Annotated in this window: 13 protein-coding genes; 8 read left to right on the top strand and 5 right to left on the bottom strand. The window is 40.8% G+C overall.

Going from position 1 to position 19,214, the window contains the following annotated elements; genetic code table 11:
- Positions 1-25: 25 nt before the first annotated feature.
- Positions 26-1,213 (bottom strand): HetZ-related protein 2, encoded by a 1,188-nt coding sequence (locus BV372_RS08375; RefSeq protein WP_086685774.1) that lies wholly within the window; start codon positions 1,211-1,213, stop codon positions 26-28.
- A gap of 1,248 nt (positions 1,214-2,461) precedes the next feature.
- Between BV372_RS08375 and BV372_RS08370 the strand changes: the two genes are divergently transcribed.
- Positions 2,462-2,731 carry a DUF2171 domain-containing protein gene (locus BV372_RS08370; RefSeq protein WP_086685773.1) on the top strand — a complete coding sequence of 90 codons (270 nt, stop codon included), beginning with the start codon at positions 2,462-2,464 and terminating at the stop codon, positions 2,729-2,731.
- Between the two features lie 98 nt (positions 2,732-2,829).
- On the opposite strand, the gene BV372_RS08365 is transcribed toward BV372_RS08370, so the two are convergent.
- Positions 2,830-3,549: a Nif3-like dinuclear metal center hexameric protein gene (locus tag BV372_RS08365; protein WP_086685771.1), complete on the bottom strand. Its 720-nt coding sequence runs from the start codon at positions 3,547-3,549 to the stop codon at positions 2,830-2,832.
- A gap of 359 nt (positions 3,550-3,908) precedes the next feature.
- Between BV372_RS08365 and BV372_RS08360 the strand changes: the two genes are divergently transcribed.
- Entirely contained in the window at positions 3,909-4,403 is a 495-nt protein-coding gene (locus tag BV372_RS08360) for a type II toxin-antitoxin system prevent-host-death family antitoxin (protein ID WP_086685769.1), read from the top strand.
- A gap of 8 nt (positions 4,404-4,411) precedes the next feature.
- Positions 4,412-4,789, top strand: a complete 378-nt coding sequence (locus BV372_RS08355) for a hypothetical protein (RefSeq protein WP_086685767.1) — start codon at positions 4,412-4,414, stop codon at positions 4,787-4,789.
- 99 nt (positions 4,790-4,888) lie between these two features.
- On the opposite strand, the gene BV372_RS08350 is transcribed toward BV372_RS08355, so the two are convergent.
- Entirely contained in the window at positions 4,889-7,198 is a 2,310-nt protein-coding gene (locus tag BV372_RS08350; protein ID WP_086685805.1) for an ATP-dependent RecD-like DNA helicase, read from the bottom strand.
- A 96-nt stretch (positions 7,199-7,294) separates the two neighbouring features.
- Between BV372_RS08350 and topA the strand changes: the two genes are divergently transcribed.
- Positions 7,295-9,451, top strand: a complete 2,157-nt coding sequence (gene topA / locus BV372_RS08345) for a type I DNA topoisomerase (protein WP_086685766.1) — start codon at positions 7,295-7,297, stop codon at positions 9,449-9,451.
- A gap of 21 nt (positions 9,452-9,472) precedes the next feature.
- Here the strand turns inward: topA and BV372_RS08340 are convergent, their stop codons facing one another.
- Complete coding sequence (locus BV372_RS08340) at positions 9,473-11,164, bottom strand: TrkA family potassium uptake protein (protein WP_086685764.1); 1,692 nt, start codon at positions 11,162-11,164, stop codon at positions 9,473-9,475.
- Positions 11,165-11,342: 178 nt separating this feature from the next.
- Between BV372_RS08340 and BV372_RS08335 the strand changes: the two genes are divergently transcribed.
- The 3 genes from BV372_RS08335 (at position 11,343) to BV372_RS08325 (ending at position 16,274) form a co-directional block, all read left to right on the top strand.
- Complete coding sequence (locus BV372_RS08335; protein ID WP_086685762.1) at positions 11,343-11,837, top strand: hypothetical protein; 495 nt, start codon at positions 11,343-11,345, stop codon at positions 11,835-11,837.
- 1,105 nt (positions 11,838-12,942) lie between these two features.
- Positions 12,943-14,724: a PAS domain S-box protein gene (locus tag BV372_RS08330; RefSeq protein ID WP_218776695.1), complete on the top strand. Its 1,782-nt coding sequence runs from the start codon at positions 12,943-12,945 to the stop codon at positions 14,722-14,724.
- Between the two features lie 17 nt (positions 14,725-14,741).
- Positions 14,742-16,274, top strand: coding sequence for a response regulator (locus BV372_RS08325; RefSeq protein WP_086685758.1), 1,533 nt, complete (start codon positions 14,742-14,744; stop codon positions 16,272-16,274).
- Between the two features lie 1,016 nt (positions 16,275-17,290).
- Here the strand turns inward: BV372_RS08325 and BV372_RS08320 are convergent.
- On the bottom strand, positions 17,291-18,106 hold the full coding sequence (locus tag BV372_RS08320; RefSeq protein WP_086685756.1) for an SDR family oxidoreductase: 816 nt from the start codon (positions 18,104-18,106) through the stop codon (positions 17,291-17,293).
- Between the two features lie 633 nt (positions 18,107-18,739).
- On the opposite strand from BV372_RS08320, the gene BV372_RS08315 reads away from it, so the two are divergent.
- Positions 18,740-19,069, top strand: coding sequence for a DUF6825 family protein (locus BV372_RS08315; protein ID WP_086685754.1), 330 nt, complete (start codon positions 18,740-18,742; stop codon positions 19,067-19,069).
- The last annotated feature ends 145 nt before the right edge of the window (positions 19,070-19,214 follow it).

Below are 19,214 nucleotides of genomic sequence, written 5' to 3'. Positions count from 1 at the left end.
ATACCAGGCTCATAGCTAAATTTTGTTACTCTTGAGTTCTTAAACTTTGGGCTACAAGATAGACTTTTGTCCATTCGCCCAACACCTGATGGGTTTTGAGCTTTAATTCTTTAGCTGTGGCTTCGATTGAGTTGCCAGCTTTTCTTAAATCTAAAATCTGTCGCCCAAGTTGACTCAATTGTTCATAGAGTTGCTGCCATTGGTTTTGTGTTAGCCCCAAGTTGTGTTCTTGCAAAGAAATTGCTAGCCAGTTATCCACTAGTTCTGGCTTACCTTTGAGAGCAAAAACACGCACGGCATGGTAGCTAATTTTTTCCCGCAGTCGGTATACTTCCTTAATCTGCTTCTTCAGTCTTTTGGCGATTTCGTCTTGAGACTTACCTTGCAGATAAAGTCGCAGCCACTCTACGGCTTCTGCGCCGAGATTTGCTTGTAAATATTCTTCAAATTCTTGTTGTACAGCCTGACGCAACATCTGTTGCTCTTCTAGTTCCTGTGTCTCTTGATATTCTGCGATCGCCTGACTATCAACCAAATTAACTCTATTGTCACTGTCATCCGTAAGGATTTCTTCTGAGACTAGCCTAATCAAATCACTGCTTGGCACTTGAGTTAAGCCACCACGCTGAGTACGGCGCAGATAGTTCACAAAGCGGTAAACCAGCAGGGGTTGATTGCGTACTGGTCGCAAACAGTATTCTTCTATACTGGCAAATAGTAGAGTATCTCGCAGTCGCCGATCGGTTGTAATTTCAGCGATGCAAGCCATTTGATCTTGAATGTAGCTATCGCCTTGTAGTAATTCCTGGATGATTTCTTGTAATACATCAATTACACTGCGCTGGCGATCGCGGCTGAGGGAAACCCAAGTCTGAATTTTATTCCGCAATGTCATCAGACTGGCTAGCCGAGTTATCAGGTTGCGATAAGCACGTTCTCGTGCTATTCCCAGGTAACGTTGCAGTAAAATCCGATAACGGTATTCCATTGCTTGCTTGGCAATCTCAAGTTCCTTCGGGTTGAGCAAATCAAACCGTTGGAAGTCACGTCCCAACAGCCAAAGAATGATACTTTCTTTGGCTGCTGCGCTTTGTTCTGGACACTCGGCCACTAGACGTTTTCGCCAATATTGCGCCAGTTTTTCTGCTTCCGTTGCCATAACGAGATTGCGCTCCTCGAAACCCTGTTTTAAAGTTTGCATCACAACCCCCATTTGTCACACTTAACTTATTAACTGGCAGCTGCCCCTAAACTCATCTTCTTGATGAAGATTTTTTAGTGATTCCATTTTTATTACGTCTGGAATAACTAAACTTATGCAAAAATTATCCATTGCTAGTCTTAACTTTTAATCTCCAACTCCTGAAAACCCCACTATCTAAGGCATTTTTCTCAATTCTGCAAATTTTAAATTTTTGTAAACCTATGCATCAGCAACCCAGAAAAGCAACCTGCATAGCCTAAGTAAATTATGATACACTAATGCTGTATAGGGGTTTAGGAAAGCTGGCATTTTGCATTTGACTCAGAGGAGCGAAGATAATTCACCTCAATCCAGACGTAGTTTGATTCATATAAGTTTCACTCCTCTAGAGTTTGTCTGTGAGAATATAAACATTTTTTTAACTAGCCTCAACAATTTTTGCAAAATTGTTTACATTAAAGGCAAGACATACGACTTTATTCTGAAAAGTCCACTGAAAATTTCATAGTACCCATCATGGTAATATCTTGATCTAGGACATGAAACATAAGGCAAGTTAATTCATTGCCTTAGTATCCCAGTTTTTGGGGTACTCTTTTGAATTGTTTAGTATCTTGGTAAAGGCTGACAGGCTCTGTAGCGTTCGGCAATGCGCCCTTTCAATGCTGGGGAAATTTCTGTGTGGGGTGTGGCTATAGCTGGCCAGCGATGCCTTCGGCAGGCTACTCCAACGCAGTACTATTTCATCAATTAAGCCTACAACTATATAGTCTACTTCTGGCAACAGTGCGTGCCATGCATCTGTACCGACGATTTTATTAAAATTCGATGGGGTTCAGGTTTCGGAACTACAGCTACGAAACCTGCGATCGCTTAATTTAGGAGTCCTATTTGATTCGTGAACTTACTCCTAAAGTCAGGCAATAAGCCGATTTTTCAAAATCAAATATGATTCACATAGAAAATATAACGCACTCATCAGTACAGATTTTCATTCTTTGAGTAGATACTTGCAGGCTCGCCATCTACTAGATGAATTAATCCTAAATATATTGCTAGTGTTATCCTTTGCATTCATACGTACTATAAGACATAATCATCAGATTTTATTTCTATAAACTTATAACCCAAGAGGTGATTTATCTCGTTATGCTCTAAGCCTTCTGATAGTGTATTTCTCAAAACCAAAAAGTCTAGGCTAGGTATGTTTAGTTATAGTACTTAACGGACTTTTTAGTAATTGAAACAAGAGGCTTAATGAACGTATCACAAATTAAAGAACACTTGCCCGTTTATGCAGAAGGCCCTGGCGGTTTAGAAGGAGCATCTGACACACATATTGGGAATATCGACTCTGTAGAGGGGGGCAATTACGTCAAATTGACGAAGAATAATGCTCCTGATGGTCAACATCACTGGTTTCCCATTAGTTGGGTGAGAGCAGTAGATGAAAGAGCTGTGTACCTCAACAAAACAGTGGACGAAGTGGCTAAAGAATTACTTAACGAACAGCCTGCTGGTGTTTAGATTCCTGACTGCTGAAGTTGATACTACAGCTAGATTGCGATCGCTATTCTTTTGATAGGCAAGAGGCAATAATATTTATCTCTTGCCTATTGCCTAATTTAAGTTTTGACAAATACTTCCAAGCTAGACCAACGTTCTTGTAAAACCCCAGCTAAAGAACGTAAACCCCACCATTCGCTGCGACGATGACCAACTGCGATCGCTCCTATTTTAGTTTCTTGCATTGCTGCTGCGGCTGGTTGTCGCAACTGTCCTGTGATGAAAACATCAGCACCACGATTAGCTGCTTCCCGAACTAAGGAATCTGTCATAGCACCAACTACAGCAATGCGTTTCACATCAGAATTAATTGGTAGATGTACTTGTTCTTGTCCGCCGAAAATTTGAGTAATACAATTGCAAAGATGCGTAAAGCTCTGAGTCGGAATTTCTCCAATCATGCCAATTGCTCTGTTTTCTTTTGCTCCTAATACTTCTAGCTGAGACATTCGCAAAATTTGAGCTAGGCGGAGGTTGAAACCTAGCGTCAAGCACTCATCAAATGGTAGATGATAGGAAATTACTCCAAGTTCGGGCGAAATTTCTTCTGTTGTTAATTTCCAAGGGCGATGTAAGAATAGCGCATCTAAATTTTGGGTTTTTATCCACTCGTGTAACTGCGTGTCTGGTTCAAGTGCTAATCCTAGTCGTGTTACAGGATGTGATGATGCTAAATATATGCCTCCTTTTTCACTTATGGGGAATAGTTCAACATTAAAGAAGCAATTAAGGAAATCTACTATTTCTTGTAGAAAAATTGAGTTACATTGAGATGTCATTGGTATATATAACTAATAATGTTGTTTAGCAAGTCGCAAATATTACTATTACACCTATTTTTCGAGTAAATAATCTATCTAAATATGGTTTGATTTTTGAAAAAGTTACCTATGTGAGTAACCAGGACAATTAAATTGTCGAATTATCTTCCAAATTCCTGGATGTCCATCACCTAAACAGGTTAATGGCGAAATTAGTTAGGCACGCTCTGCTTTGAAACATAAAACCTTATAGAGAAAGGCTTTTGTGGGAATCCGCCACAATGCTTATTGACGACGTTAGAATAATACGTAAAATAATACGTAAGAGTGATAAACACACATTAAATGATTCAGCGTTTTCAGAAAACGCAAAAATTATGTCTCTTGCATTTGTGAACAACGCTTACTTAGATGAGCTAATTTCCGCTACAGAGTTAAACCGTCAACCAGGTCATATTCTCGATAAAGCTGCTAAACATCCCGTAACAATTACACGCAATGGACAGTTTTTTGCTTTATTGCCTAGAGAGGAAGTAACTTGTCTAGTTAAAACAGCTACTCAAAGTAAAACTGTTTTTGAATCATTAACTGTCGCTTTTTCTCTGTTATTAGGCAAAGAAATTGGCTTTGAACATCCTTACGGATGGTTGAGTGTGTTTGACTCAGATGAACTTCAAGAGTTTATTAAGGAATTAAGTAAGGCTTTTCGGTTGGTAGATTCTTCAACCACAGCATGGGAGATGATTGACGCAATCATTCATGAATGGCATGAAAGCGCTATTGCAATCTCTAGCCCTGAGCTTGCGGCTGCTTTTAATGACGAGACAGATGAGATACTATTGACACAACCATCTGTTGAAAATGCTAAGTGAATTCTCTTATGTCTGATATTCCGCCAGACCAAGAAATAAGCAATGATAATTTGGAGCCGCCAGAAGTTAAACTGACGGCTCCAAATGTATCTGAGGTAAACAAAACATGGTTAGTTGTTGCCAAGAATCGAAGGATTAACAAAGCGTGGGAAGCTTTAATGCAACGTAGTCCAGAAAACACAAAACGTTGCTATGAAGATTTATGTACTGCACCAATGACACGGAAACCAAAACGAGTATTTCCTTTAAAAGGTAAGAAATATAAAGGAGCGTGGGAATACGAAGTAACTTCTGGAGATAGAGTCTTCTACATTCCTGATGAATCTCAAAGAAAAGTCTTAGTTTATTATGCTGGGGAACATATTGAACCTGCTCCAACATCATAATTGACACATTTCATCACAACTGTGCTGTTTTCTGGTTATGCGATCGCAGTTTAACATTAAGATAGAAGGGGACCACGGATAAACACAGATGAACACAGATTATATCTGTTTATCAGTAGTTTGATATTCAAAATATTGACTGATGCTAGAGGTTTGATCAACAGCAATTAATGAACGCAATCCAGCCTGAATTAATCTCTGCTGTAATTGGGTGTAGCGTTGTTGTCTATCGGTAGAATTTACAGCTAAAGAGATTGCTTTTTTCGCACCAATTATAATTGCTAACTGTTTAGCACGAGTCAAACCAGTATAGATGAGGTTACGGCTCAGCATCATGTAGTGCTGCATATATATTGGCAGAATTACTACTGGATATTCAGAGCCTTGGCTTTTATGAATTGAGGTAGCAAATGCCAGGGATATCTCATTTAAATCAGCATAATCGTAAGTAACAATGCGTTCACCATTGGGGTTGCCGCAGGCATCGCAATACTGGACATTCACTTCTTGCTCAACAGTATCAATGGCGGTAATTATTCCCAAATCTCCGTTGAATACTTCCCGTTGATAATCGTTCGTCTGCTGAATCACTCTGTCGCCTACCCGCAGCTTAATTCCACCTCTGGAGATTTCCACTTTCTCAGCACTGGGAGGATTAATCAGTTCTTGTAAGACTTGGTTGAGGTTGCGAGTACCTACTATTCCTCGTGACATTGGGCAAAGTACTTGCACATCGGTGGCGGGATTAAAGCCTAAATTCGGAATTAAGTCTGTAATTAGTTCGCAAATCGCTTGAACACCGTGTTCTGGTTGATATCCGCCACCATGCCAAAGACAATCGGAAACAGGGCGATCGCATATCGGTTCAATGGCTGGGTAATGTCCGCGATTGATTTGATGGGCTGCTGTGACGATCGCACTTTGTTGGGCTTGGCGAAATACTTGATTTAAGCGGACTAGTGGCACTCGATTAGAATTAATCAGGTCAGCGAGTATGCTTCCTGGTCCTACAGATGGTAACTGATCGATATCGCCTACTAACAACAGTTGAGCATTTTTGGCGATCGCTTTCAGCAGCGAGTTAGCCAGAAATAAGTCCAGCATACTGGCTTCATCAACGACAATTGCTGTTACTGGCAAAGGATTCTCGCTGTCGCGCTTAAAGCCCATTGTTTTGGGGTCAAATTCCAACAAGCGATGTATGGTTTTTGCTTCCAAACCAGTCATTTCACTCAAGCGTTGGGCGGCGCGTCCTGTGGGTGCTGCTAAGGCAATGGATTTACCCATCGCTTTCCACAGTGACACAATGGTGTGGGTGGTGAATGTTTTGCCGACTCCGGGCCCGCCTGTAAGTATCATTACAGGGGCGTAAGCTGCCATTTCTACTGCTTCTTGCTGCTGGGTGGAAAGTTCAATTTTTTGGCTGGTGGTAAAGCGTTCCAGCCAAGAACGAACACGGGGAAAGTCGGTAGCAACAGGTTGATTCAGGCGTTGGTGTATCAGTTGTGCTAGGTTTTGTTCTGTGTGGAAGAAAGCAGGCTTGTAGCAATTCATTATTTTATCGGCGCTACTTTCTCTAATTAGCTCGTCCTTGAGAGCCATGTCTTTGATAATTTTTGTAAGTGCGGCTTCTGGTGGCTGATGAGTTTCAGTAGTTAATAAGGGAATTACTTTCTCAATCAGTTCGGCTTGGGGTAAATAGCAGTTTCCATCTTCTGCTGCTTCACTTAAAGCATGGATAATTCCCGCACAGTATCTATATTCGGAATCTGGTGCAACTCCTAAATTCCGAGCAATTTTATCAGCAGTGAGAAAGCCAATACCGTAGATGTCGGTAGCTAACTGATAAGGATTATTCGTAACTGTAGCGATCGCCTCATCACCGTACTGTTTATAAATTTTTACCGCGTAGGTAGTAGAAACACCATGTCCTTGTAAGAACACCATCACCTCTTTGATGGCTTTTTGGGTTTCCCAAGCGGTTTTAATCATATTTATCCGCTTCTTAGCTATACCTTGAACTTCCACCAAGCGCTCAATTTGGTTTTCAATAATTTCTAGAGTTTCCAATCCAAAGTGTGCAACTATTCGCTTTGCTGTTACTGGCCCTACACCTTTAATTAGTCCACTACCCAAATACTTTTCAATACCTGTAAGGCTGGCAGGTTTGGTTTCTTTGTAATTTATTACTTGAAATTGCGGCCCATACTGCGGATGGTCACGCCAGAAACCGGTTAGTTGCAATGTTTGCCCCGGTTGGATATTAGCAAAGCTACCGACAATTGTGGTTAAATCTTTAACACCAGAGCGTGTCAGCCGTGCCACTGTATACCCCGATTCCTCAGAGTAGAAAGTCAAGCGTTCGACTACTCCAGTAATAGTTTCGTGTTGCTCTACTAGCGTGGACATTGCTTGCTGATTAACAATAGGAGCTTTATAGTACATTTATACTAAATATATGATAAAAAGTTGTATCTGTTATACAGCATCTAAAAAGCAGGTGCTATGCCTAAACGCCTTCTCGTAGTTGAATCCCCTGGTAAAGTCAAAAAACTCAGTGAAATTCTCGGTGCTGAGTGGATTGTGCGTGCCAGTTGCGGCCATATTCGCGAACTCAGCGATCAAGGAGAAGATTCGCTGGGATTTAGTATGGATAACGGTAATGTGCAATGCAACTATGTCCCCCGTGACCAACGCTCAAAGGAAACAATTCAGCAATTAAAGACTGTAGCTAAACAGGTAAGTGAAGTTGTTTTAGCGACCGATCCAGACCGAGAAGGGGAAACGATCGCTTGGCATCTTAAAGAAGTGCTAGGTTTAAGAGAAGCCAAGCGAGTAGTATATACAGAAATTACCGCCTCGGCTGTCAGAACTGCGATCGCTCATCCGCGAAAACTTGACCTAAATTTAGTCGGTGCAGGTTTGTGTCGAGATTGCCTAGATAAACTAGTAGGCTATAAGGGCAGTCCGTTAGTATGGGCATTAAATAATGGTGCTAAGAGTGTGGGCAGAGTGCAGAGTGCCACATTACACCTAATTTGTCAGCGAGAACGCGAAATACAAACCTTTGTACCCCAAGATTACTGGAGTGTTTGGGTAGATTATGCTGAGGGATTCCGGGCTTTTTATCATGGGATGGCGAATGCTCCCCAGGAAGCAGCAAAGCAGGAAACAGAGGTGCATGATGATACCACGGTTAATAATCAAACAGCACCAGAATCTACACGCGTACTTTCCGAAGCAGAAGCCAACCGCTTAGTTGAAGAAGCGAAACGCCATCCCCATCAAGTTGTGCAATATGAAGGGAAAGTTACCAACCGCCAACCACCGCCACCGTTTATCACTTCCACTCTCCAGCAAGCTGCTGGTTCTCGGTTGCGATTTGCACCTGAGAAAACCATGCAAGTAGCTCAAAAGCTTTATGAAGCAGGGTTAATTACCTACATGCGGACAGATTCAGTGATGTTAAGTCCTGAATTCTGTGAAAGTGCGCGCAAGTGGTTAGAAGCAAACGATCCGCAGAATGTACCGCAACGCACAACGAGACATCGCAGCAACAAAACTGCGCAAGAAGCCCATGAAGCGATCCGTCCGACAGATGTATTTCGTCCTTCGGTGGAGTTACGAGTGCAATTGCCTGCCGATGAGTTTAACTTATATGTTTTAATTTGGAAAAGAGCGATCGCTTCTCAATGTCGTCCTGCTCAACTGCGGAAAACGAAAGTTGTCATTCAATCTGGTCAAATTTTTTGGCAAGCCAGAGGACAAGTCGTTGAATTTTTAGGATATGCAAGGTACTGGCCAAATCTTGGTAAAGATACTATCTTGCCAGCTTTGCAACAAGGACAGATGCTAACTTTAGCAGATGCAGGACATGAGAAAAAACAAACTCAACCGCCGCCACGTTACAGCGAACCAAAATTAGTGCAACTGATGGAGCGTAAAGGTATTGGTCGTCCCAGTACTTATTCTCCCACCATTGCTACATTGAAAAAACGAGATTATATCCAGCTAACAAAAGAAAGTATCCAGCCCACAACTCTAGGGTTAGAAGTTGACGTTTTTTTACAAAAAGCGTTACCAGATTTACTTGAGGCAGAATTTACCGCCAAAATGGAAGATGCCCTAGATGCGATCGCTTCTGGAAAACAGCCTTGGCAGCAATACCTCACCAGTTGGAATCAAAATTACTTTGCACCAGCATTGGCAAAAGCAAAAACTGTAGTTGTGAGTTCAGGAATTGGGGCGAAAACTTCTGCTGTCGCTGAACGCAAATTTGAAACTTCTAGAACTCGTTGCCCTGAATGTAATAAATTTCTCGCGAAAATTCCCAGCAGTAAACTCAAAAAGAAATACTTTCTCAAATGTAATAACGGCTGTGAAAATATTGTCTTGTTTTGGAATGAGTTTCAGAAAGCTTGGGAAGCACCGCGAACCAAAGAAACCAAGAATGAGAAATCTCCAACCAAGATTAGCTCACATCCTTGCCCAGTGTGTAAAAAGTTTTTGGAGGAGTACAGCTACACCAAAGATGGACAGCGCAAAACCATGCTGCGATGTTCCGATCCCCAGTCTCGTCAAGACAAAAAACATAAAGATGTGGCTTACTTTAATACACAGAAAGGTTGGTGGAGTCCCAAGTTTGGTGAGATGAAAGTGTAATTTTAGTTTTTTATCTTGAAATCAAGTTACCATCACCTGCGATCGCTCGTCGCGCCACAACTGATATAACCGATTCGCTGGCATTGTCAAATATAAAATATCCCCAGGATTAAGTTGGGTTTCTAGTAAATCCCAGCCGTGAAAGGTTTGGCAACTTGTTTCTACGTACAAAGGCACAAAGTCAGCAGACATGGCTACATCTTTCACAAATTGGCCGCAAAAGGGGTGTATCTGTGTAATCATCGTAGCAAATGCTACCCAAAGGCTATCTGCTGTGATGCCATTACCTAGGATGCGTCCCCCTAGCGCAGCTGCGGCAAAAGCTGGGGCCGCCAATTCCGCAGGACTTAGTACAGCCTCGAAATCAAATACTTGTTGGGCCATACCCGCAAAATCAGGGTCGGCATAATGGACAATGACTGGAATGCTAGGCGATAATCCTTTGGCTTTCAGAGCAATCTCTAAGTTAATCGCATCGTTGCTGGTAACAGCCAGCACTGCGGCAGCAGTATTTATATTACTGGCTTTGAGTATTGTTCGGAAACTGGCATCGCCTTGAATTACAGGAATGCCGAGTCCGCGAGTGGTGTTGACAAATCTATTGTTGCTGTCGGTTTCAATAACTACCACCTCATGCCCACTGGCGTGAATTTCTTGGACAATTTTGACGCCAATGCCACTCAAGCCGCAAACTATGTAATGATGGCGCTGGGGTATGCGAGCTGCGTCCCAAAATTGCTTGAAGCGGTTTCCCAGCACAAAATCAGTGAGCATTGCATACCAAATACCAATTACCGCTGCTCCAACCAGCATCATCACAACGGTAAATATCTTGATAGTATTGGGAGCATTTTCTACTATTTTGTCATTACCACCGGCTCCAGTAATCATGCCAACAGCAAAATATAAAGCATCGACAAAAGAGATATTTAAATTAGCAGAAACATAGGTAAGTGTAGCAAGTAAAATAATTACTAATAGAACAGCTGCCATCGCTACAACCGATTGGGCATGTTTTTGAAATTGCTTCAGACTAGTACAGACTTTGAGCAGTTTTCTTACCCATGATTTACGGATGGGACGGATGCGGGGTTGGATACCAACAATTATGCGATCGCCTACTTTTAATTCTTGTCCAGATAAAACCGCAGTTATCAAATCTATCTCGCCTTGCACAGGCAAGTAATAAATCAGCATCCGCGAACGATCTTCCCATAAATCACTTAGTTTACAACCTAGCCAAGGATGGTATTCATCTATATATTCTTCTTGAATCGGCCAGGTTTGTTGAAATAACTTAATTTGTCCGATCGCTTTATTACCTAGTGCAGCAAAAGTAAATACTGGTGCTGCCAAACCAACAACACTCATACTCAAGTGATCTGGCAATGTCTGATCCAGACGCTCGGCCAAACTTGTATTATAAAAGCGGTTGATAATCCGAATTTGGGGATTCAGTACTCGCGCTTGTAACATAATTGCTAAATTGCGCGCATCATCCGAACCAGCAATTACTAAAGTATGAGCCTGTTCAATTCCCGCTGCTGTTAGGGTAGCAGCTGTGTGTAAATCGCCAACAATCACATCTCCAGCCGCTTCGCTAGGGATGGGTTTGTGATGAATACCAACGACAAACGCACCCTGCTGTCTTAGCAACCGAAAGACTTTATATCCAGTACGTCCTAAGCCACAAACAATAATTCGAGGTTTCATGAAATAGCAGCATTATTTGAGAAGGGGCTGCATTCTTAGATATTTATTAATATTGTTGCCCACTTTCCTTAGCTATAACTGTAGCTGAGAACACGGTAAGCCCAAATAAAACGGCACTTTTATAAATTGCTACAAGTCAATGTTATTTAGATAGCTTAGATGGGCAAAACTTCAATTTATGGATAATTTGTTACAACTAAAACTTCTCGGTGGTATTTTATGCCCACTAGCTGTAGTGGGAACAATGTATGCTTCTGCACAAGCACAGCCACAGTCAGTACCAGGGCCAATTTCTGCCCCCAATGTGACAATGAATGTCCAAACTAAGGCTGGTACTTGTCCCCAGACAGTTGGGTTATGGTGGTTAACATTGCCTTATGAAGGTGGTGCTGAACATACAGTAGTTGCAGATACTAGAGCATTTGCCAACTCTAGTAAGTTAGTTTCATCTAATAAGCAGTTTGTTGAATTTGTGTCACCTTTACGTGAGGATTACGCTTCTTGTGTTGGTCAAACACAGAGTCAAGAATATCCTTTCTATACTGTGCAATTTAAGAATAAACAAGCTTATTTCCGTGTAGATTTGCAAAAAATTAATGCCCCAGGTAAGTTAATCAATTACAAAACTGTAGCAGCTTCTCGTCCTTATGTAAGGTGGGCGATCGCAGACTAAAAATCGCGTTCTCTTGAATCAAAATTATCAGGGCTGATTCTAAGACGATAGGACGCAGGAATGTTGTGTATACATAGTCGGTTAAAGCACAGGAGATTTTACGCCAATCGCAAATGGTGTATGGCATTTATAACCCAATACGGTTCAGTTAAGAAAATTCTTCTGTGAAGGCAAGGGAACAGGGAACAGGGAACGGGGAACAGAGAGAGAAAAAACAGGCTTATCTGAACTGTATTGATTTATAACCACTTCGTGACCAAAGTCATGGTTGATTCATTACTTTCGTCTGAATCATTCTTTTATCAAAATAGTTTTAATAACTAATAGGGGCGAAAAGCAGTTACTACTTAATAGTGGGTCAGGACATGAATAAGTAGTAGCTGTAAATCCCTGGGTTAAAGCTAGTTCACTCCTTATTGCAAATATAGCTGACATACTCACAGCTATATGAGCAGAATCAACAATCATTTCTCATTAAGATCATCTAGAAGCTACTTATCTGTAGCTTCTTTTTTTATGCAGAATTTAGAGGAAATAGATATTGTAGCGTTCTCATTTGCTACATAGAGAATCAATGCAATATCTCAGGTTATTGCTGAGTTACTTGCTAACTTTCCAGTTAAAAAATCTCTCCCCAGCCCTACCGTATAAGCCGGAAACAATTCCTAGATTGTGCATTAAGCTCCTCAAGCTTGCAGCTTGGGGGTGGTTGGCTGTATGGAGGAGGGGTCAGTCCTTTGATTCGCCAAATGTAAAGTTAAAATAAGAATAATTATTACAATACCAACTTTCTAAAGTGATTAATAAGTTAAATAAGTATGAGGCTAAAGGACTATTGATGCCCATTGCGAGCTTCGTCCCTAGCTTAAATAAAAATCAGAATCTTTAATAATTTAAATTTTGAGTAAAATTTTTATAATAAGTAAATCTTTATGACAGAATTGTTACATAATTTTTTTTTCCTAATCAGTTTATCCCACATGGGCATTGTTACCTTTGGCAGCCACAATTAGTCTGGTTGCATATCATCTCAGATTCGCTAATTGCACTGGCTTATTATTCAATTCCAGTGATGCTGGTTTATTTTGTCCGCAAGCGAAGAGATGTGCCTTTCGACTGGATTTTTCTGATGTTTGGCACATTCATCGTTGCTTGTGGCACAACCCATGTCATAGAAGTGTGGACGCTTTGGCATCCCACCTATTGGCTATCAGGACTGATTAAAGCTATCACTGCCTTTGTATCTGTATATACAGCTATAGAACTGGTGTCATTAATTCCTAAAGCGCTTGTTCTACCTAGCCCTGCCGAATTAGAAGCAGCAAACTGCCAACTAGCCAAGGAAATTGTTGAACGCAAACGAACCGAGGAGGAGTTAAGAGAAAGTGAACAACGTTGGCAGTTAGCTCTGCGTGGTAATAACGATGGCATTTGGGACTGGAACGTTAAAAATAATGAAGTTTTCTTCTCGGCTCGCTGGAAGGAAATGCTCGGTTATCAAGAGCAAGAGATTTCCAACCATTTCGATGAAATGATCAAACGAGTGCATCCAAATGATCTCGATAGGGTGAAAAAAGCAGTTAAGGATCACTTTGCTAAGAGAACACCGTTTTACACTAAGGAGTATCGTGTTTTATGTAAAGACGGCGCATACAAATGGATTTTGGATCGGGGTCAAGCGCTGTGGGATGAAGATGGTAAAGTAGTGCGGATGGTAGGCTCGCATACTGATATTACCGAGCGTAAGCAAGCAGAGGAAAATCTCAGCCAACTACTCGACCAATTAGAAAGCAAAGTTGAGGAACGGACAGTAGAGTTAAAAAGAATTAACGCATCACTACAGGCAGAAATTACTGAACGTCAGCGAATCGAGGAGGCATTACGAGAAAGCGAACAGCGATTTCGTGCCGCATTCGATCAAGCAGCTGTTGGTATTGCTCATGTGGGAATTGATGGACGGTGGTTATTAGTTAACCAAAGGCTTTGCGATATTGTTGGTTATACATCCCAAGAACTACAATTGCGAACTTTCAAAGATATTACTTATCCAGATGACATGAAAGCCAGTCTGAAATACGTTGACCAAATATTAGCAGGTGATATTCCTACTTTCTCTTTGGAAAAGCGTTATTTACGTAAAGACAGTTCTATAGTCTGGATTAATGTAACTGTATCTTTAGTTCACGAACCTTCTGGTATTCCAAAGTATTTTATTGCTGTAATCGAGGATATTAGCGATCGCAAGCAATCAGAGGAACAAATCCAAGCATCACTTCGAGAAAAAGAGGTTCTATTAAAAGAAATTTATCATCGGGTCAAAAACAATTTCCAGGTAATTTCCAGCCTGTTGAGCTTGCAATCTGAATATATCAAAGACAAACAGGATATGGAAATATTCCAACAAAGCCAAATGCGGATCGCATCAATGGCTTTGGTTCACGAAAAAATGTATCAATCACGAGACTTATCGAGAATTAATTTCGGTGAATATGTCCAAGATTTGGTAGCAACTTTATTGACTACATACGAAGTCTCTGAAGATGCGATCGCCCTGAATATAGATATCGAAGAGCATATTTTACTAGGCTTAGATACAGCAATTCCTTGTGGATTAATTATTCATGAACTTGTTTCTAATTCTTTAAAATATGCATTCCCATTGGGGAGAAATGGTGAAATTGGCATCGCAATTAGAAAAATATTAGAAAATAGAATTTTACTTACTATTCGTGATAATGGCATTGGTTTACCTGCAAACTTCAATTTTACAGATACAGCATCATTAGGTTGGCAATTAGTAGATGCGTTAGCCAGTCAGCTTATAGGCGATATCAATATTCACAGCGATATCGGAGTAGAATTCCAGATATCATTTCCCATAGGATAATTGTACAGAGATACCAAATGACAAACGCCAAGATTTTGGTTGTAGAAGATGAAGCTATTGTGGCTAAGGATTTACGAAATCGACTGACAAGATTTGGTTATATGGTTCCTGGCGTTGCTTCTTCAGGACAAGATGCAATTAATAAAGCACTAGAATTTTGTCCAGATTTAGTGCTAATGGATATTAGATTGAAAGGTGAAATGGATGGTGTAGAAGCTGCTCAAGAAATTCATAAGCATTTAGATATACCTATAATTTACCTAACTGCTTATGCGGATGATAATACATTAGAGCGAGCAAAGGTTACTGAGCCATTTGGTTATCTACTCAAACCTTTTAAAGAAAGAGAACTACAAACTAATATTGAAATAGCATTGACTAAACATAGGCTAGAAAAAGAATTAAAAGCCAGCCAGAAATGGCTATCTACATTGCTTAGAAGTATAGGTGATGGAGTAATTGCTAGCGATGTCCAAGAGTCAGTAAATTTTATGAATTCTGTGGCAGAAAATTTGACAGGATGGCAACAAGAAGAAGCTTTGGGAAGAAATTCAGCAGAAATATTTAACATTGCCAATGCAGCAACTCGTAACTCTATTGAAAGTCCGATCAAAAAAGTTCTTCAAGATGGTGCAGTCATCGAACTACCGGAAGAAACTATTCTAATTGCTAAAGATGGTCAGGAAGTACCAATTGATGATAGTGCTGCACCAATTAGAGATGACAAAGATAATATTATAGGTGCAGTTTTGATATTTCGGGATATTACTGAGCGCAAAAAGGCTAGTGAAGCGCGGAAAAGGGAAATTGAGCAAACGCAACTTGTAGCGCAGTTAGAAGAACTCAATCAACTTAAAAATGATTTTTTAAATTTAGCTTCCCATGAATTGCGATCGCCTCTCAACAACATGAAGGTGATGATTGAAGTATTGCAAGTCTCTACCAATCCTCAGACATTCCAGCGTTATCTGGATTTGATGAGAGCTGAGTGCGATCGCGAGATAGCTCTCATTAACGATTTGTTAGACTTACAACGACTGGAAACTTCTTGCTATTTCCCCATTGCTCCTGACGCACTACTATTACAGGATTGGTTACCTTTATTGATCGAGCCGTTTCAAGCTCGTGTTGCAGAACATCAACAAACTCTACAGCTAAATGTCCCTTCTCATCTGCCAGCATTGATATCAGACCGCACCAGCTTAGAACGAATATTAATAGAATTGCTCAATAACGCCTGCAAATATACTCCTGCTGGCGGTGAAATCATCGTAAATGTGCGTCATAACTTCTCGGTAGCACCCCCGCAAACTATCATTACTGTTAGTAACTCAGTAGAAATTCCCACAGCAGAATTAGCGCGAATTTTTGAGAAATTCTATCGCATCCCTAATGCAGACTACTCGAAACAAGGCGGTACGGGGTTAGGATTAGCCATAGTACAAAAGATAATGGAACAACTCCAAGGCAGCATTCAAGTAGAAAGCAGCGAGGGATGGACAATTTTCTCGCTCACACTAACTGATTTAGTAGTTCCTTTCAACGAGTAGTCTGCAATATGGCTATATGCGCTCAACTCAATACAAAAGTATACATTTCTTAATATTCTTAGCTTGTTACTCAATTCAGAGAATTAATATTTTCTTTCATTCAATAGATAGGGGAAATAAGAGTTGTTTAGAGTTAATATTCGGCTTGTGAATGTCTGAAGAACGTTAATATTCGCCCTGGAGTCTATCCAGGGCCTTATTTTTAAGATTTAACTTTATTTAACTTAGATGTGGCTCAAAGACAACGACCGAGTGTATTTTGCCTTTTACATCTGTGATGGGTCACAACATAACACTTTTAGGAATATTTGTACACCCCAAATAGAAAGATGATATCTAAGAAGAGTATGTCTAAATTATCTATATATGGTAAACACCTGGTATATCTGGAGGCTTGGTCTTAGCCGAGCCTTTTTCATATATAGTATATAAGTATGTAAGTATATGCTTATATGCTGAGAATTTTTCACATAGCTAGTATCTTCAGCAAGTAATTGCTTAGCAGTTTTTGGCATATTTGGATACAACCCCTAGGATGATGCTCTGTCATAAGAGTAGGTCTAAATTTATTTAGTACGTTGTTAAGCACAGCAATGATCGAGGTTTGGCTCGCGACCAAACCTTTTTTTCTTAACAACAAGGTTACTTTCTATCAGCCTTGAGACAATTTGCACACATCCTCTAGGATGATGAACTGCAAGTAAAGGTAAGTCTAAATTAAGCTTGGTGTAGTAAATGCTTGGTATATACAGAGGCTTGGACAAACCAAGCCTCTTTCATGTTTGTAGAGCGACAAATTATTTGTCCGTGGCGACAGATTGTTGATCAAATTTACACTCATCAGCCTTTAGGATAACTGGATACAGCCCTCAGGAAGATGAAATATACAAAAGTTAGTCCTAAATTAATCTGGGATGTCTGTTTAAGCACCAGGATATGAGGAGGCTTAGTTTAATGCTGAGCCTTTTTCTTCTGGATAGCAGATGCGATCGCATTCAGATAAATTGCGCTGTTAATTATACAGTTGGTTGCGAGAAAAGCTGATCCCAGTCAATTACAGGCGGTCTTGTTCCCTGATTCACCAATTCAAAAATTTGCTTTTCACTCGCTGGGTGAAAAAGACACTCCACACAAGCTGCGGCCACGTCAATTCGGCTAGCATCAGCTAAGAGTTTATCGCCCTTGCCGATTACCACACCTAACTTGCTGTCTGTTTTTGCTTTAAAAAGAGTGTTGAGGTCGTATGAGGTATAAGGGCCATCAATCAAACGTCCGGGACGGATAATAGTGTAGGGTAATCCCGAATTAACGATCGCTTGCTCACCTTTTTCTTTAGCATCCAAGACGCCAAAGCCATTGAGAATAGTCCAAGGAAGCTGATCTTTACGCAGAATGCCGCAAGAAGAAACGAAAACAAATCGCTGGAGATTAGGTGGTGCTGCTGCTACTAAGTTACTGACACCTTGAGCATCAACCTTTGCCGGACTGTTCTTGGCTCTAGATTCACGATGTTTACGATCAACAAGCAACTGAACCCATTCAATCCAACTAGGACTGGGGTCAAAGTCCCATTTACTAGAAGGAAACGCACTAGTACCAGTACAACAGATGATATGAGTGACATTCTCCATTGCGGCTGGAAGTGTAGCTGGGTCGCGGATATCACCAACAGCAACTTCGACTCTGTTATTAAACATATTTTGGGCTTTTGCTGGATTGCGTGTCAGGATGCGAACCCTTAAGCCTTTTTCTAGCAGTTCACCTACTACAAGTTGCCCTACTCCACCAGTAGCACCAGCAACTAGCACCAAATCTTTAACTGAAGAAGTCATAATTGCCCCTAAGATAGCCTATTGCTAATCTAATCAAAAATGCCGTTCAAGCCATCGCTCTATGGGTGATGCTGTCTAACTGCATTTTATGCCTCACGCCAAAAAGCTCTTAATCAAAAGCCCAATCGTTATGATTGGGCTTTTGGGTGGGGTTATATTCCCCAAACAGTTAAATATAGAAAGTTAGCAATAAATCAATATCCTTTTATCCTGAAGATAACTACCATTGCCAAGTAGCCAGTTCCAGAAAATTTAAACACAAATTTCCGGAGGATTTTAGTAACAATCAAAAAGTGGATGCGATCTACATAGCATTGGGGTTTTATGGGTAATTAAGCCCCGTAGCCCCAGATTTAGACAATTTAGATACTATGCGATCGCTGTTTTACCACTAATCCTCCAAATATTCTCAATGGCATTGCTGGGGCAAGCACTTATACCAAGAACAGATGGTAGCTTGATTTTTGCGGCACGGTACTAGTTGATTAATTGGTAAAGAATGCTATCTGAACTAGAACTGTGCAATGCTATCTGGGCTATGAGTTTGCCTTGCCAATATATATCTCCACAGTAGAAGCCGCAAAGCATACGAGCAAGTTATAATTCTCTTGCGGAGAGACGTAACAAAAATTTATGAGTAACCCCATTTTGCAAGCCTTTTTCGTCGGCAGAGCTGTAGCTGAAGTTGTTAACGAACGCTTAGAGGTCGCCTTAACTGATGCTTTAAGCGAACTTGGCAAATTTGATGCTGAAGCTAGAGAACAGTTGCGCCAGTTCACAGATGAAGTCTTAGAGCGGGCAAATCGAGCCGCAGAGGCTGCTAATGTTGGTCAATCTACTACTACAGTACGTGGACCAAGCGGTTCTGACCCAGTTGACTTGCAAGCCATGATTGATGAACTGCGAGCAGAAATCGCCTTATTGCGTACCGAATTGCAGAAGTATCGTAGTAGTTCTGTATAAAAGTTAAGAAAAATCTACTAGAAAGCATACTTAGTCATTAGTCATTAGTTATTTGCCATTAGTCAAAAGTTATGGACACATGACAAACAACAGAGGACGAATGACATTTGATCACAAACAGTTTAGGAATCAGAGTGTCTTTTCT

The sequence above is a fragment of the Nostoc sp. T09 genome, from assembly GCF_002154695.1.
In the GTDB taxonomy this organism is placed as follows: domain Bacteria; phylum Cyanobacteriota; class Cyanobacteriia; order Cyanobacteriales; family Nostocaceae; genus Aulosira.
The sequence above is the reverse complement of the archived record's forward strand: the minus strand, read 5'-3'. Positions and strand labels throughout refer to the sequence as shown.

Excerpts from the sequence above, each read along its gene's own strand:
- topA (WP_086685766.1), top strand. The coding sequence starts at position 7,295 with ATGCCTAAACGCCTTCTCGTAGTTGAATCCCCTGGTAAAGTCAAAAAA.
- BV372_RS08315 (WP_086685754.1), top strand. The coding sequence starts at position 18,740 with ATGAGTAACCCCATTTTGCAAGCCTTTTTCGTCGGCAGAGCTGTAGCT.
- BV372_RS08335 (WP_086685762.1), top strand. The coding sequence starts at position 11,343 with ATGGATAATTTGTTACAACTAAAACTTCTCGGTGGTATTTTATGCCCA.
- BV372_RS08365 (WP_086685771.1), bottom strand. The coding sequence starts at position 3,549 with ATGACATCTCAATGTAACTCAATTTTTCTACAAGAAATAGTAGATTTC.
- BV372_RS08355 (WP_086685767.1), top strand. The coding sequence starts at position 4,412 with ATGTCTGATATTCCGCCAGACCAAGAAATAAGCAATGATAATTTGGAG.
- BV372_RS08370 (WP_086685773.1), top strand. The coding sequence starts at position 2,462 with ATGAACGTATCACAAATTAAAGAACACTTGCCCGTTTATGCAGAAGGC.
- BV372_RS08360 (WP_086685769.1), top strand. The coding sequence starts at position 3,909 with ATGTCTCTTGCATTTGTGAACAACGCTTACTTAGATGAGCTAATTTCC.
- BV372_RS08320 (WP_086685756.1), bottom strand. The coding sequence starts at position 18,106 with ATGACTTCTTCAGTTAAAGATTTGGTGCTAGTTGCTGGTGCTACTGGT.
- BV372_RS08350 (WP_086685805.1), bottom strand. The coding sequence starts at position 7,198 with ATGTCCACGCTAGTAGAGCAACACGAAACTATTACTGGAGTAGTCGAA.
- BV372_RS08375 (WP_086685774.1), bottom strand. The coding sequence starts at position 1,213 with ATGGGGGTTGTGATGCAAACTTTAAAACAGGGTTTCGAGGAGCGCAAT.
- BV372_RS08325 (WP_086685758.1), top strand. The coding sequence starts at position 14,742 with ATGACAAACGCCAAGATTTTGGTTGTAGAAGATGAAGCTATTGTGGCT.
- BV372_RS08340 (WP_086685764.1), bottom strand. The coding sequence starts at position 11,164 with ATGAAACCTCGAATTATTGTTTGTGGCTTAGGACGTACTGGATATAAA.